The sequence below is a fragment of the Enterobacter sp. Cy-643 genome (genome assembly GCF_011752815.1).
Classification (GTDB): Bacteria; Pseudomonadota; Gammaproteobacteria; order Enterobacterales; family Enterobacteriaceae; genus Cedecea.
The window spans coordinates 133,608-147,446 of the sequence record NZ_VWWV01000001.1; the positions used below are offsets into that span (position 1 = coordinate 133,608).

At 58.2% G+C, this 13,839-nt stretch carries 12 protein-coding genes; 6 read left to right on the forward strand and 6 right to left on the reverse strand.

Features of this window, described 5'->3' with window-relative positions:
* Positions 1-27 precede the first annotated feature (27 nt).
* The gene (gene uraA, locus F3J29_RS00650) at positions 28-1,314 is read left to right on the forward strand and encodes a uracil permease (RefSeq protein WP_166862215.1); all 1,287 of its coding nucleotides are present in this window, start codon (positions 28-30) and stop codon (positions 1,312-1,314) included.
* A gap of 97 nt (positions 1,315-1,411) precedes the next feature.
* The gene (locus tag F3J29_RS00655) at positions 1,412-2,113 is read left to right on the forward strand and encodes a DnaA inactivator Hda (RefSeq protein ID WP_213715630.1); all 702 of its coding nucleotides are present in this window, start codon (positions 1,412-1,414) and stop codon (positions 2,111-2,113) included.
* 31 nt (positions 2,114-2,144) lie between these two features.
* Here the strand turns inward: F3J29_RS00655 and F3J29_RS00660 are convergent, their stop codons facing one another.
* Positions 2,145-3,305, reverse strand: coding sequence for a pyridoxal phosphate-dependent aminotransferase (locus F3J29_RS00660; protein ID WP_166862218.1), 1,161 nt, complete (start codon positions 3,303-3,305; stop codon positions 2,145-2,147).
* 149 nt (positions 3,306-3,454) lie between these two features.
* Here F3J29_RS00660 and mtnC point away from each other — a divergent pair, with 149 nt between their 5' ends.
* The gene (gene mtnC, locus F3J29_RS00665) at positions 3,455-4,138 is read left to right on the forward strand and encodes an acireductone synthase (RefSeq protein ID WP_166864833.1); all 684 of its coding nucleotides are present in this window, start codon (positions 3,455-3,457) and stop codon (positions 4,136-4,138) included.
* The gene (locus F3J29_RS00670; RefSeq protein WP_166862220.1) at positions 4,135-4,677 is read left to right on the forward strand and encodes a 1,2-dihydroxy-3-keto-5-methylthiopentene dioxygenase; all 543 of its coding nucleotides are present in this window, start codon (positions 4,135-4,137) and stop codon (positions 4,675-4,677) included. Before mtnC ends, F3J29_RS00670 begins: the two co-directional genes overlap by 4 nt.
* A 103-nt stretch (positions 4,678-4,780) precedes the next feature.
* On the opposite strand, the gene mtnA is transcribed toward F3J29_RS00670, so the two are convergent.
* On the reverse strand, positions 4,781-5,806 hold the full coding sequence (gene mtnA / locus F3J29_RS00675) for an S-methyl-5-thioribose-1-phosphate isomerase (protein WP_166862222.1): 1,026 nt from the start codon (positions 5,804-5,806) through the stop codon (positions 4,781-4,783).
* Between the two features lie 107 nt (positions 5,807-5,913).
* Between mtnA and mtnK the strand changes: the two genes are divergently transcribed.
* On the forward strand, positions 5,914-7,113 hold the full coding sequence (mtnK, locus tag F3J29_RS00680) for an S-methyl-5-thioribose kinase (RefSeq protein WP_166862224.1): 1,200 nt from the start codon (positions 5,914-5,916) through the stop codon (positions 7,111-7,113).
* A gap of 607 nt (positions 7,114-7,720) precedes the next feature.
* Here mtnK and F3J29_RS00685 read toward each other — a convergent pair.
* The 4 genes from F3J29_RS00685 to F3J29_RS00700 are packed head-to-tail and all read right to left on the reverse strand — an operon-like array spanning position 7,721 to position 12,560.
* Complete coding sequence (locus F3J29_RS00685) at positions 7,721-8,959, reverse strand: LVIVD repeat-containing protein (protein WP_166862226.1); 1,239 nt, start codon at positions 8,957-8,959, stop codon at positions 7,721-7,723.
* Positions 8,960-8,970: 11 nt separating this feature from the next.
* The gene (locus F3J29_RS00690; protein ID WP_166862228.1) at positions 8,971-10,035 is read right to left on the reverse strand and encodes a sugar ABC transporter substrate-binding protein; all 1,065 of its coding nucleotides are present in this window, start codon (positions 10,033-10,035) and stop codon (positions 8,971-8,973) included.
* Between the two features lie 27 nt (positions 10,036-10,062).
* A complete protein-coding gene (locus F3J29_RS00695; protein ID WP_166862230.1) occupies positions 10,063-11,058 on the reverse strand; it encodes an ABC transporter permease in 996 nt (331 codons plus the stop codon).
* Positions 11,055-12,560 carry a sugar ABC transporter ATP-binding protein gene (locus tag F3J29_RS00700; protein WP_166862232.1) on the reverse strand — a complete coding sequence of 502 codons (1,506 nt, stop codon included), beginning with the start codon at positions 12,558-12,560 and terminating at the stop codon, positions 11,055-11,057. The genes F3J29_RS00695 and F3J29_RS00700 overlap by 4 nt, the downstream gene beginning before the upstream one ends.
* A gap of 176 nt (positions 12,561-12,736) precedes the next feature.
* On the opposite strand from F3J29_RS00700, the gene F3J29_RS00705 reads away from it, so the two are divergent.
* Positions 12,737-13,816 carry an oxidoreductase gene (locus F3J29_RS00705; RefSeq protein ID WP_166862234.1) on the forward strand — a complete coding sequence of 360 codons (1,080 nt, stop codon included), beginning with the start codon at positions 12,737-12,739 and terminating at the stop codon, positions 13,814-13,816.
* Positions 13,817-13,839 lie beyond the last annotated feature (23 nt).

Here is a 13,839-nt window from a genome sequence, read left to right on the forward strand (position 1 = left end):
TAAAAATAACACTTAGAGGAAAACAACATGACCCGCCGCGCCATTGGGGTAAGTGAACGCCCGCCCTTACTGCAAACGATTCCGTTGAGCCTGCAGCATCTGTTCGCCATGTTCGGCGCAACCGTGCTGGTGCCGATTCTGTTCCACATCAACCCGGCCACGGTGCTGCTGTTCAACGGCATTGGCACCTTGCTTTATCTGTTCATCTGTAAAGGCAAAATCCCGGCGTATCTGGGGTCCAGCTTCGCGTTTATCTCTCCGGTATTGCTGCTGTTGCCGCTGGGGTATGAAGTGGCGCTCGGCGGATTTATTATGTGCGGCGTGCTGTTCTGCATCGTGGCGCTGATTGTGAAAAAAGCCGGCACCGGCTGGCTGGACGTGATGTTCCCTCCGGCGGCGATGGGCGCGATTGTGGCGGTTATCGGCCTTGAGCTGGCGGGCGTGGCGGCTAACATGGCCGGACTGTTGCCTGCGGAAGGCACATCCCCGGATTCCACCACCATTATTATCTCGCTGGTGACGCTGGCGGTGACGGTGTTTGGTTCCGTGCTGTTCCGTGGTTTTATGGCCATTATCCCGATTCTCATCGGCGTGCTGGCGGGTTACGCGCTCTCCTTCGCCATGGGCGTGGTAGACGTGACGCCAATTCGCGAAGCGCACTGGTTCGCGCTGCCAACCTTCTATACGCCTCGCTTTGAATGGTTCGCCATCTTTACCATTCTGCCTGCGGCGCTGGTGGTTATTGCCGAACACGTCGGCCACCTTGTGGTCACCGCGAATATCGTGAAAAAAGATCTGATTCGCGACCCGGGTCTGCACCGTTCAATGTTTGCCAACGGCATTTCTACCGTGTTCTCCGGTTTCTTCGGCTCCACGCCAAACACCACCTACGGTGAGAACATCGGCGTTATGGCGATCACCCGCGTGTACTCGACCTGGGTTATCGGCGGCGCGGCAATTATCGCCATTCTGCTTTCCTGCGTCGGCAAGCTGGCGGCGGCGATTCAAATCATCCCGGTGCCGGTGATGGGCGGTGTTTCTCTGCTGCTGTACGGGGTGATCGGCGCTTCCGGTATTCGCGTGCTGATCGAATCCAAAGTGGATTACAGCAAAGCGCAAAACCTGATCCTGACCTCCGTGATCCTGATCATCGGGGTGAGCGGGGCGAAGGTGCACATCGGTGCGGCAGAGCTGAAAGGCATGGCGCTGGCGACCATCGTCGGCGTGGGGCTGAGCCTTATTTTCAAACTTATCAGCATACTGCGCCCGGAAGAAGTCGTGCTTGACGCGAAAGACAACGACGCGCAGGCCTGATCGTTTCCTCGCCGGGCGGATCCTCGCCCGGTTCTAAACCTCAGCCATTCTGTGTTAGACTCGTTTCGATTTTCTGCCTGTTATGGTTGAGGTACTTCTGAATACGCCGGCACAGCTCTCACTGCCACTCTATCTTCCCGACGATGAAACCTTTGCGAGTTTCTGGCCGGGTGACAACCCTTCTTTATTAGCCGCCCTGCAGGCGGTACTCCGTCAGGATCACAGCGGGTATATCTATTTCTGGTCGCGTGAAGGCGGCGGGCGCAGCCATTTGCTGCATGCGGCCTGCGCAGAGCTTTCCCAGCGCGGTGAAGCCGTGGGCTACGTGCCGCTGGATAAGCGCACCTGGTTTGTACCGGAAGTGCTTGACGGGATGGAGCAGCTGTCGCTGGTTTGTATCGACAATATCGAATGCGTGGCCGGGGATGAGCCGTGGGAAATGGCGATCTTCAACCTTTATAATCGTATTCTGGAGTCCGGGAAAACGCGCCTGCTGATCACCGGCGACCGGCCGCCTCGCCAGCTAAATTTGCAGCTGCCCGACCTGGCTTCCCGCCTGGACTGGGGGCAAATCTACAAGCTGCAGCCGCTTTCCGATGACGACAAGCTGCAGGCGCTGCAGCTGCGTTCCAGGCTAAGGGGATTTGAGCTGCCGGAAGACGTGGGGCGCTTTCTGTTAAAACGCCTCGATCGCGAAATGCGTACCCTGTTTATGACGCTCGATCAGCTCGATCACGCCTCGATTACCGCCCAGCGCAAGCTCACTATTCCGTTCGTCAAAGAGATCCTCAGCCTGTAATTTTCCCCGTCCGGCGACGGGGAATGCCGCTTTATACCTGACGTAACCTTTCTGCCGCGGCGTCCAGCGTCGCTTCCTGCTTGGCAAAGCACAGGCGAATCAGCTTATGCGGGAAAGCATCCGCGCAGAACACCGACAGCGGGATCGCCGCCACGCCCACTTCTTTGGTCAGACACTGGCAGAAACTCACGTCGTCGAGATCGGAAATCGCGCTGTAGTCGGCCAGCAGGAAGTAAGTCCCTTCGCAGGGCAGAATTTCGAACCGGCTGTCCGCCAGCGCTTCAACAAAGCGGTCGCGGCGCGCGCGGTAAAATTCCGGCAGGTCGCGATAATGCTCTGGTTCAGCACGCAGCATATCGGCAATCGCAAGCTGCGCCGGGGTATTCACCGCGAACGTCAGATACTGATGAACTTTACGCAGCTCGGCGCTGATGGCCGCCGGTGCCACGCAGTAGCCCACTTTCCAGCCCGTCATATGGAACGTTTTGCCAAAAGAGGACACAGAGATAGCACGTTCGCGCAGCTGCGGGTGAGCCAGCACGCTGGCGTGGCCTTCTGCATCGAAGCAGATATGCTCGTACACTTCGTCGCTTAGCACGTAGATTGCCTGCTGCGCAATGGCCTGCCACAGCGCGGCAAAATCACTTTTGCGCCAGACGGTAGCGGACGGATTGTGCGGCGTGTTAAGAATGACGAGGCGAGTTTTGTCGCTCAGCAGGGCAGTAAATTCTTGCCAGTCGACGCGAAAGTGCGGCGGCTGAAGCGCAATACGTTTCAGAATGCCGCCGGAAAGCGTCACGGCCGGCGCATAGCTGTCATAGCTTGGGTCAAAGCAAATGACTTCATCGCCCGGGCGAACCAGCGCGGTGATGGCGGCATAAAGCGCTTCGGTGGCGCCGGCCGTGACCGTAATATCTGTATTGGCATCCGGCCTGTGGCCGTACAGGGCTTCGGTTTTCTCGGCGATGGCTTCGCGCAGGGCCGGAACGCCGGTCATCGGTGCATACTGGTTCGCGCCCTGGCTGACGTGAAACGCAAGGCGTTCCTGCAGGTAGCGCGGGCCGTCGAAATCCGGGAAGCCCTGGGAGAGATTAATGGCGTTGTGCTGCTGCGCGAGGGCGCTCATTTGCGTGAAAATGGTGGTGCCAAGCGCCGGCAGTTTGCTTTCTGGAATCAAAGGGGAGTGGCTCATTATTCTTCGACCTTAGCGTGATGCGTCTGTTTCCCTGTGTTGCCGGGACTATAACACGATGTTAAGATTTAGCAATCAAGACGCTTAGACGTCTAAATAATAATGACCTTAGTTGCCAACATAACGCAGCGCTAACGGCTGGAGAGATGATGATTCGCGCCATTGTTACCGACATTGAAGGCACCACCAGCGACATTCGCTTTGTGCACAACATCCTGTTCCCTTACGCCCGCGAACGCCTCGCGGGTTTTGTTCGCGAGCAGCAAAATGAAATAGCCCCAATACTCGACGACCTGCGGGCGGAAATTAATGAACCGCAGGCGGATATTGAACGGCTGATTGAGACGTTGTTTAGCTTCATGGATGTAGATCGTAAATCTACCGCGCTAAAGGCGCTGCAGGGCCTTATCTGGCGGGATGGCTACGTGAATGGAGACTTCACCGGCCATCTCTATGATGATGTTCTGCCCGCGCTGAAGGCCTGGAAACAGCAGGGCATTGCTCTGTATGTCTATTCATCCGGCTCGGTGGCGGCGCAGAAGCTGCTTTTTGGCTACAGCGACGCCGGTAATATTACTGAGTTGTTCAGCGGCTATTTTGATACCCACGTTGGGGCCAAGCGTGAAGCGCAGTCCTACCGCAATATTGCTGCGGAGATAGGCGTGGCACCTGAGGCGCTGCTGTTCTTATCAGATATTCACCAGGAGCTGGACGCCGCACGGGAAGCCGGCTGGCAAACCGTGCAGCTTATTCGCGGCGAGGCGGATGACGTCAGCCGCCATCGCCAGGTAAACCGTTTCGACCACATTAATCTGGAGTCGTTTTCTTCATGAGCGCATTGACCATTTTTACCGATACCGAAGCAAAGGAGCCGGTATGGCACAGCACGGACGCGCAAGAGATTCGCGAGCAGCTCAACGCCAAAGACGTGCGTTTTGAACGCTGGGAAGCGAACCAGGATTTAGGGAACGACCCAACGCCGGAAACGGTGATTCACGCTTACCAGCATGCTATCGACAAGCTGGTGGCGGAGAAGGGCTATCAGAGCTGGGATGTGATCAGCCTGCGTGCGGATAACCCGCAGAAAGACGTGCTGCGGACCAAATTCCTGTCCGAACATACCCACGGCGAAGATGAAGTGCGTTTCTTCGTCGAAGGCGCGGGGCTGTTCTGCCTGCACCTGGACAACAAGGTGTATCAGATCCTCTGCGAGAAGAACGACCTGATTTCCGTCCCGGCCGGGACACCGCACTGGTTTGATATGGGGTCCGAGCCGCATTTCACCGCGATTCGTATTTTTGATAACCCGGAAGGCTGGGTCGCGCACTTTACCGGCGATGCGATTGCGGATGCTTATCCACGCTTGCCGTAGGCTGTGATTGACCCTCTCCTGGCAAAGGAGAGGGGGAAAATTGTGAATCTGTAGTGCGTTCTATTCCTTCTCCCCTTTGGGGAGAAGGTCAGGATGAGGGGCATTATTTCTTCGGCAAAAATACGCCATCCCGAACCTGCTCCGGCGTCACCACGCCCGTATCCAGAATCCAGCCGCTAATGAGTTCTGCCGGGGTGACATCAAACGCCGGGTTATACACGCTTGCGTTGTCTGGCGCCCACTGCACGCTGCCAAAGCTGCCCGCCACGCCGGTCACTTCCCCGGCTGCCCGCTGCTCAATCGGAATGGCTTCGCCGTTCGGGCAGTTTCTGTCGAGCGTGGTGTGCGGGGCGGCAACATAGAACGGCACGCCGTGATAATGCGCCAGCACGGCCAGGCTGTAAGTCCCGATCTTATTGGCCACATCGCCGTTCGCAGCGATGCGGTCCGCACCCACCCAGATGGCGTCCACCTGCTTTTTCGCCATCAGGCTGGCGGCCATTGAATCGCAAATCAGCTGGTAAGGAATGCCCAACTCACCCAGTTCCCACGCCGTCAACCTGCCGCCTTGCAGCAGCGGGCGGGTTTCATCCACCCAAACGCTGGCAACGTGGCCTTCACTATATGCCCGCTGAATAACGCCCAGCGCGGTGCCGACGCCTGCGGTTGCCAGGCCGCCGGTATTGCAGTGGGTCAGCAGGCGGCTGCCGGGCTTGACCAGCGCCGCGCCCGCCTGGGCGATGTTATCGCACAGCACTTTATCTTCTGCCACCAGCCGCAGGGCTTCTTCTTCGAGCGCAGCCACAACATTTTCCTGAGTCAGCGCCTGCTTCATGCGGTCGAGGTTATTCATCAGGTTTACCGCCGTCGGGCGGGACGCCCGCAGGGTTTCCAGGGCTTCAGCGAGCTGAGCTTTTCTCTGCCCTTGCTCCGCCAGCAGTGCCAGCAGCAGGCTGGCGGAAAGGCCGATGAGCGGCGCGCCGCGTACGCTGAGGGCGTGAATATGGGTGACCAGCTGCGACACGGTATGGGCCGGGAGCCAGTTTTTCTGCTGCGGCAAGGCCTGCTGGTCAAGGATCCAAAGCTGGTTATCACGCACTTCAAGGCTGGTCGTTTTTAAATTATGCATTCGTGTTAATTCCATGTTGCGTTGTTGCGGTATATTGTGCCAACATGACATCCAGATGTATAGACGTCCAAACGTCTTAATTAACTTTATTTTCTGAGAGGATCGCCATGTCGCATTACCGCACTTTTACCGCCGCTGACGCAGTGGCCTATGCTCAACAGTTTGGTGGGCTGCAAACGCCGTCTGAGCTAGTGGAAGCGCAGGAAGTGGGCGACGGCAACCTCAATCTGGTGTTTAAAATCTTTGATACTCAAGGCGTCAGCCGAACTATCGTGAAGCAGGCGCTGCCGTACGTGCGCTGCGTGGGCGAGTCCTGGCCGCTGACGTTGGATCGCGCTCGCCTTGAGGCACAAACCCTGGTGGAACACTACCAGCACAGCCCGGAGCACACGGTCAACGTGGTGCATTACGATCCAGAGTTGGCGGTGATGGTGATGGAAGACCTGTCCAGCCATCGCATCTGGCGCGGCGAGCTGGTGAAGGGCGTTTACTATCCTCAGGCGGCCAGTCAGCTTGGGGAATATCTGGCAAAAGCGCTGTTTCACACGTCAGATTTTTATCTCCATCCGCATGATAAGAAAGCGCTGGTTGCTCGCTTTATCAACCCGGAAATGTGCGAAATCACCGAAGATCTGTTCTTTAACGATCCGTATCAGATCCACGAGCGAAATAACTACCCGGCCGCGCTGGAACAACAGGTTGCCGCGCTGCGAAGCGACAGCGATCTGAAACTGGCCGTGGCTTTGCTGAAGCATAAATTCTTTTCAAGCGCCGAGGCGCTGCTGCACGGCGATATCCACAGCGGCTCGATTTTCGTCGCGGAAGGTAGCCTGAAAGCGATCGACGCTGAATTTGGCTACGTGGGTCCGGTTGGGTTTGATCTTGGGACCGCCATCGGCAATCTGCTGCTGAACTACTGCGCGCTGCCGGGGCATTTTGGCCCACGGGATGCCGCCAGCCAGCGCGAACAGCGCCTGAAAGATATTCAGGAACTGTGGCTGAGCTTCTCAGAGCGATTTACGGCGCTTGCCCGCGCTAAAACACGTGACGCGGCGCTGGCAGCGGAAGGCTACGTTGAACATTATCTGCAAAACGTGTGGGTTGATGCGGTGGGCTTCTGCGGCACTGAGTTGATTCGCCGTTCCGTGGGGTTGTCTCACGTCGCCGATCTGGAAAGTATCGAGGATGAAGCGGCGCGCCTGGCCTGCGTCAGCCACGCGATTGAGCTGGGCAAGTTTTTGATTCTGATAGCCGGGCAGGTGAATTCGGTGGATGAGTTTATTGCGAGGGTTCGGCAAAAGGGGTGAGTTTTTTCCTTACCGGGGAGGTTTCTTTCAACCGTTAATCTCTTCTATGCAGACCCGGCGAAAGGTTCCGTTCACTTCCGCCCTGTTTCATATGTCATCACAGAGCCAGTGAATGTCTCAGGGGAATCACCGTCATTCCCCTGAGAACCCGGACTCCCGGCCAAATGAATCGACCGCGTGAGCGGCAGACCTCCGTTTTATCTCCCAGTCCTGGATCGGCTGAGATGCGTTCCCGACGCTCTCAGCCACAACGTCTCTGCTTCTTTTACCCTCACCCTAACCCTCTCCCTGGAAGGGAGAGGGAATAAACAATGTTTCCCGTAGATTTTGTTTTCTCCCTCGCCCCTTTGGGGAGAGGGCTGGGGTGAGGGGAGATTTGTCCCCGGCTCTCATCGCCCCCGGGTATGACACAAACAGGCGGGATTGAGCTGTCGGGAACAGCGAAAGAGAGCGATCGTCGGGGGTTGTCAGGGGGCATGGCGTAATGCCCCCTGACACGTTCACCGGTTCGGTGGTCACATATAAAACAGGACTGGAAGTGAACGAAATTTCATCCATATCTGCATAAAAATTATCAATGGCAAAGAAATTGCCTCTTTGAGGCAAACTACCCCAAATACTCAATAACCGACAACCCGCCGTTATAATCCGTGCTGTACACAATCCCTTGAGCGTCGACAAAGACATCACAGGACTGGATCACCTGCGGGCGTCCAGGGCGAGTATCCATCATCTTTTCCGGGGCGGCAGGTACCAGCGCACCTGTTTCTATCGGGCGGTACGGGTTGGAAATATCGTAGGCTCGCACGCCAGCGTTCTGATACGTCGCGAAAATTAGCGTATCGCTGATAAAGCTACCTGGGCGGTTTTCGTGCAGATTATGCGGGCCGAAATGCGCGCCTTTCGCCACATAATCAATCTCATCCGGCTGCGGGAACGTGGAGATGCTGGCCGGGTTCGACGGGTCGCGAATATCGAACAGCCAAATCAGCTTCTCGCCGTCCTCCTGATTGTCCAGTACCGCTTCGTCGAGTACTACCAACAGATCGCGATTCGGCAGCGGCAGCGCCGTATGGGTGCCGCCGCCAAACGGCGGGCTCCAGTTGCGGTGGCTGATGAGCTGCGGTTGAGCGCGGTTGGAAACGTCCAGTAGCGTCAGGCCGCCGTCGCGCCAGCTGGCATACGCCGTGTCGCCGCTGATAATTGCGTGGTGTAACGCATAGCGTTTGCCTTCCGGCCAGCTCGGCTGCTCGCCTGCGGCGGTGTTCATGCCCGGCAGCCACCAGTTGCCTGCCACCTGCGGATTTTGCGGGTCGGTGAGGTCGACAGTCAGGAAGATATAATCGCTAAACCCGTCGATCAGTGCGGAAACATAGGCCCAGCGGCCGCCCACATACCAGCAGCGGTGGATGCCGATGCCGCTCAGTGACAGGAAGCTGATTTCCCTGGGTTTATCCGGCGTGGAGATATCAAAAATGCGTAATCCGGCGCTCCAGCCTTTGTCCTGCACGTCGCGAACCGTTTCGCCAACCGATTTGGTGTAGTACACCTTCTCATCGGCGAAGCGCACGTCGGCAAACAGATCCCGGGCGTTAATCACCAACAGCAGGTCGTCGTGCGCCTGCAGGTGAATATTCCAGGTGCCCGGCGGCGCGGGCACGAAGCCCGCCGCTTTCGGATTTTTAGGGTCGCGGACGTCAACAATCGAAAAGCCCTGCGACACCATATGGCCGATATACGCATAGCCCCGGTGCACCATTAGCTGCACGCCGTCCGGTTTTCCTCCCTGATCGCTATGGCCGATCAGCCGCATGTTGCGGCTGTATTCGGGTTGTGGCAGTGCCATGGCGCGACTCCTTATTTATTTTTCGCTTCGAGCGTGGCGAACCACGGCGCGATAAAGTCGTCGGTCTGGCCCCAGCCCGGAATGATTTTGCCCAGCGAAGCGACGTTGACCGGACCCGGCTGGCTGGCCAGCAGCGCCTGAGGAATGGCCGCCGCTTTAAAATCGTAGGTCCCAGGCGTTTGTTCCCCGGCGATCTTGTAGGCCACCAGGCGCACGTTGGTGGCACCGATAAGCTTAGGATCGACCGCCACGCTGACTTTCCACGGGCTGTTGGCTTCGCGCATCAGCTGAATGTCCTGGTTGGAAACGTCGATGCTATAGAGCTTAATTTCGGTACGGCCGTTTTCCTGCAGCGCTTTATAGGCGCCCTGGCTGAAGGCATCCCAGGTGCCCCAGATGGCGTCGATTTTGCCTTTCGGGTACTTCGCCAGCACCGCGCCCACTTTGTTGGCGGTGTCGCCCTGCACGTCGGAAGAAACCGCGCCGATGGACTCCAGCTCTTTAATGCCCGGATTGGCTTTCAGCAGTTCCTGGTAGGCGGCCTGGCGGCGTTCCATCGGTGGGAAACCGGCCACCCACAGCTTGATGATATTGGCTTTGCCGTTGAAATCTTTGACCAACTGGCCGAAGGAGAGGCTGGTCAACGAGGCGTCGTCCTGCTGGGTGACGGTCACGCCGGGTATGGTGCCGTTTACGGCGGTATCAAAGACCGACACGGCAATGCCTGCGGCCACGGCTTTTTTCACCAGTTCGGTGGAGTAAGGATCGCGACCCTGAGAAAGAATAATCCCGTCATACTTCTGGCTGATTGCCTGGTTCACAAAGTCCTGGAAGCGGGCGTCGTCGCCGTTGCTCAGAAACGTGCTGACCTTAAAGCCCAGCTTTTTGGCCTGCTGAACCGCGCCGGCGACAAACTGCGTGGTGTTGTCGTCGGAGCCCAGGTTGCGGATCACGGCGATGCGGATTGGGCCATCGTGGGCGGCGATTTTTTCCGGCACCGGCGCTGGCGTAGCGGCGTGGCCCGGCAGAGCGGCAAGCAGGCTAAGCGCCAGCAGTGAAGTTGTCAGTTTTTTCATGGTCGTTACCCTGTGTGAAGTATTGTTTTAGCGTCGTTGTATGTAAGTAATCGCCAGCGCGGCAGCCAGCACCAGGCCTTTAATAATGTCCATTGCGTAGTAGGGGACGGAGAGCATCACCAGCCCGTTTTGCAGTACGCCCAGAATGATCGCGCCCACCAGCGTGCCGAGCGCGTTAGGTTTACCCGAGCCTGCCAGAGAGAAACCAATCCAGGCGGCGGCCACGGCATCCATCAGGTAGCCACCCCCTGCGTTAACCTGCGAAGAGCCGATGCGGGAAGCCAGCAGAATGCCGCCTAAACCTGCCAGCAGCGAGGCCAGCACGTAGGCCACCACGCGGTAACGGGTAGTGCGAATGCCGGACAGGCGAGCCGCTTCCGGGTTACCGCCGATGGCATACATCCGGCGGCCATGTTTGGTCAGAGAGAGCGCGAGCTGGGCAACCAGCGTGACCACCAGCATGATGATAACGATGGTCGGCACCTGCCCGAGCAGGCCAAAGGCGGCGGGAATCGTCCCTTCCGCCATGTCGCCGCTCGGCAGCACCATGTTTTCGGTGATCGAGCCACCGTAGCTGTAGGTCATCGCCACGCCCTGAATCACAAACAGGCTGGCCAGCGTGGCAAGCATGTCGGGAATTTTCAGCACCACGATCAGGAAGGCGTTGAACAGCCCGACCAGCGTGCACAGCACCAGGGTGATAAGAATCGCCTCGGTGGTGCCGAAGCCGTGCCAGACGAACAGCGAAATCACCAGCGCGTTTGCCAGCGAGGCGGTCGAGCCGACGGACAAATCAAACCCGCCCACGGTGAGCGAGATTGACACGCCGATGGCGATCACCGTCACGATGGCGATGGAGCGCAGAATATTGATGATGTTGTTCGGCTCAAGGAAACTGTCGGACGCGATGCCGAACAGCGCCACCAGGGCCACCACGGTGAGCAACATCCCCCATTTGTAGAGAAAATCAAAGAACTGCTGGCGGCCTGACGCGCTGGCCTTAAGGGATAATGCTTTGCTCACGCGGGGGTTCCTCCGGTGGAGTAGAGTAATAAGGTTTCTTCGGTAGCCTGGTGGCCGTCCAGTTCAGCGACGATGCGCCCGTCCCACAGCACGCAGATGCGATCGCACAGCCCGACCAGCTCGGCAAATTCGCCGGAGGCGTAAATCACCCCTTTGCCACGGCGGGCCAGCTGGTCAATCAGCACGAAGAGGTCGGTTTTGGCTTTGATGTCCACGCCTTTGGTTGGCTCATCAAAAATCAGCACGTCGGCTTCGTTGCGCAGCCATTTGCCGATGGCCACTTTTTGCTGATTGCCGCCGGACAGGCGGCGCAGCGTTTGCGCCGGGCCGCTGGTGCGAATACCCAACTGTTGAATGGTCTCCTCTGCCCAGCGCTTTGCCTGGCGGAAGTCGAACAGTCCCCAGCGGGTAAACTGGCTGTCGGCGCTGACGGAGAGATTCATAGTGACCGACTCGTCGATAAAAATGCCTTCTTTGCGGCGCTCCTCCGGCACCAGCACAACGCCGCGCGTGACGGAATCCGCCGGGTCGGTCGGGCGCCAGGCCTTGCCTTTTAATTCGCCGCGCTCAAGCGTACTGCGGGTGGCGCCGAACAGCGCTTTGCAAAGCTCGGTTTTTCCCGCTCCGGCGAGGCCCGCAATGCCCAGAATTTCGCCTTTGCGCAGGTGCAACGAGATGTCGCGCAGCAGCGCATCGTCATGCAGACCTTCCACCGCCAGCAGCGTGTCTCCCTCAACCGGCGGGCGGTGAGAGGGATAAATATCGTCCAGCTGATGACCCAGCATTTTCTCGACAATCTCTTCGCCGCTGAGATGCCCCATCGGGCCGCTGTCCACCAGCTTACCGTCGCGCAGCACCGTCATCTGGTCGCAGATGGCTTTCAGCTCATGGATGCGGTGGGAAATAAACACCACGCCAATGCCGCCGCTTTGTAGCCGCTGCACGACGCGGAAAAGATGTTCGCTTTCCTGGCTGTCCAGCGGGGCGGTGGGTTCGTCGAGGATCAGAAAACGGCAGCGGTGAGAGAGCGCCCGCGCCAGCAGGATTTGCTGTTTTTCCGCCAGGGTGCATTGCTCAATGCTTTTTTTGACGTCGATCACCACGTCAAGCTGCGCCAGCGCTTCGCGAGCCTGCCGGTAAATTTTCGACCAGCGGTAGACATGCCCCGTTTCGGCCAGCTTATCGAGCATGATGTTTTCCGCCACGCTGAGCCCCGGCACTAGGGCAACGTCCACTTCCTGCTGTACCAGATGGATCCCCAGAAGTTTGGCGTCACGCGGGTTGCGGATTGTCACCGTTTCACCGTCGATCAGGATTTCGCCCTGGTAGCGCTCGTGTGCGCCGGAAAGTACCGCCATCAGCGTGGATTTGCCCGCGCCGTTTGCGCCGGTCAAAGCATGCACCGAACCGCCATCCAGCCGAAAATTCACCTGGCTCAGCGCGTTAAAGCCCGCGAAGGCGATAGAGATTTCTCGCATCTCAAGGCGGTTAAGCGTAGTCATAGCGGCGGCAGCTTCCGGGTTTAATGAATTGATCTGTCGAATTTTTAACGGCCTTCTGGGTTGCGGGCAATGAACGAAAAGACATAAGATAAAGCAAAACGATATTAGCCGTCCAGATGTCTGGACATATCATCGGCATAGAATATATCCCGCCAGCGAAGAAAAGGAAATGCATCATGACCAGCACCGCTATCCGCGTGGTTACCGGCCCCGCGAATTACTATTCACACCCCGGCTGCCTTGCCCGTCTGACTGAGTTTTACAGCGAAGATCAGCTGAATAACGCGGTCTGGATCTTCGGCGAGCGTGCGTTTGCGGCGGCCCGGCCTTTCCTGCCGGAGGCTTTTTCACTACCCGGTGCGAAGCATATTCAGTTTGGTGGGCACTGCAGCGAAAGCGAAGTGCAGAGGCTGGTGGCGGAGTCCGGTGCTCGTCAGGTGGTTATTGGCCTCGGCGGCGGGGCGCTGCTGGATACGGTCAAAGTGGTGGCTCGACGTTTAAATGCGCCCGTGGTTGCGATCCCAACTATCGCGGCAACCTGCGCGGCCTGGACGCCGCTGTCCGTGTGGTACAACGACGCCGGGCAGGCGCTGCGCTTCGAGATTTTCAACGATGCTAACCACCTGGTGCTGGTGGAGCCGGAAATTATCCTGCGTGCGCCGCAGGAATATCTGCTGGCCGGGATCGGCGACACGCTGGCGAAGTGGTACGAAGCGGTGGTGCTTAGCCCGCAGCCGGAAAATCTGCCGTTGACCGTGCGCCTCGGCATTGGTGCGGCGCTGGCGATCCGTGATGTGCTGCTGGAGCGCAGCGAGCAGGCGCTGGAAGATCGGCGTCAGGGCAAGTTAAGTCAGGCGTTTCAGGATGTGGTCGAGGCGATTATTGCCGGGGGCGGGATGGTGGGCGGCCTGGGCGAACGCTACACCCGCGTTGCCGCCGCGCATGCCGTCCATAACGGCCTGACGACGCTGCCGCAAACCGACCGCTTCCTGCACGGCACGAAAGTGGCCTACGGGATTCTGGTGCAGAGCGCACTGCTGGGGCAGGACGATGTTCTGGCGCAGCTGACGCAGGCCTATAAGCGTTTCAACCTGCCAACGAAACTGGCGCAGCTGGATGTGGATATCCATCATCGTGCCGACCTGGATAAGGTGGTTGCCCGTACTTTACAGGCCGGGGAGTCGATTCATGCGCTGCCGGTGGCGCTGACGCCGGAAAGTTTGCTGGCGGCGCTGGAGAAGGTTGAGGCGTTGTAAGGTTTGCCCCTCACCCTAACCCT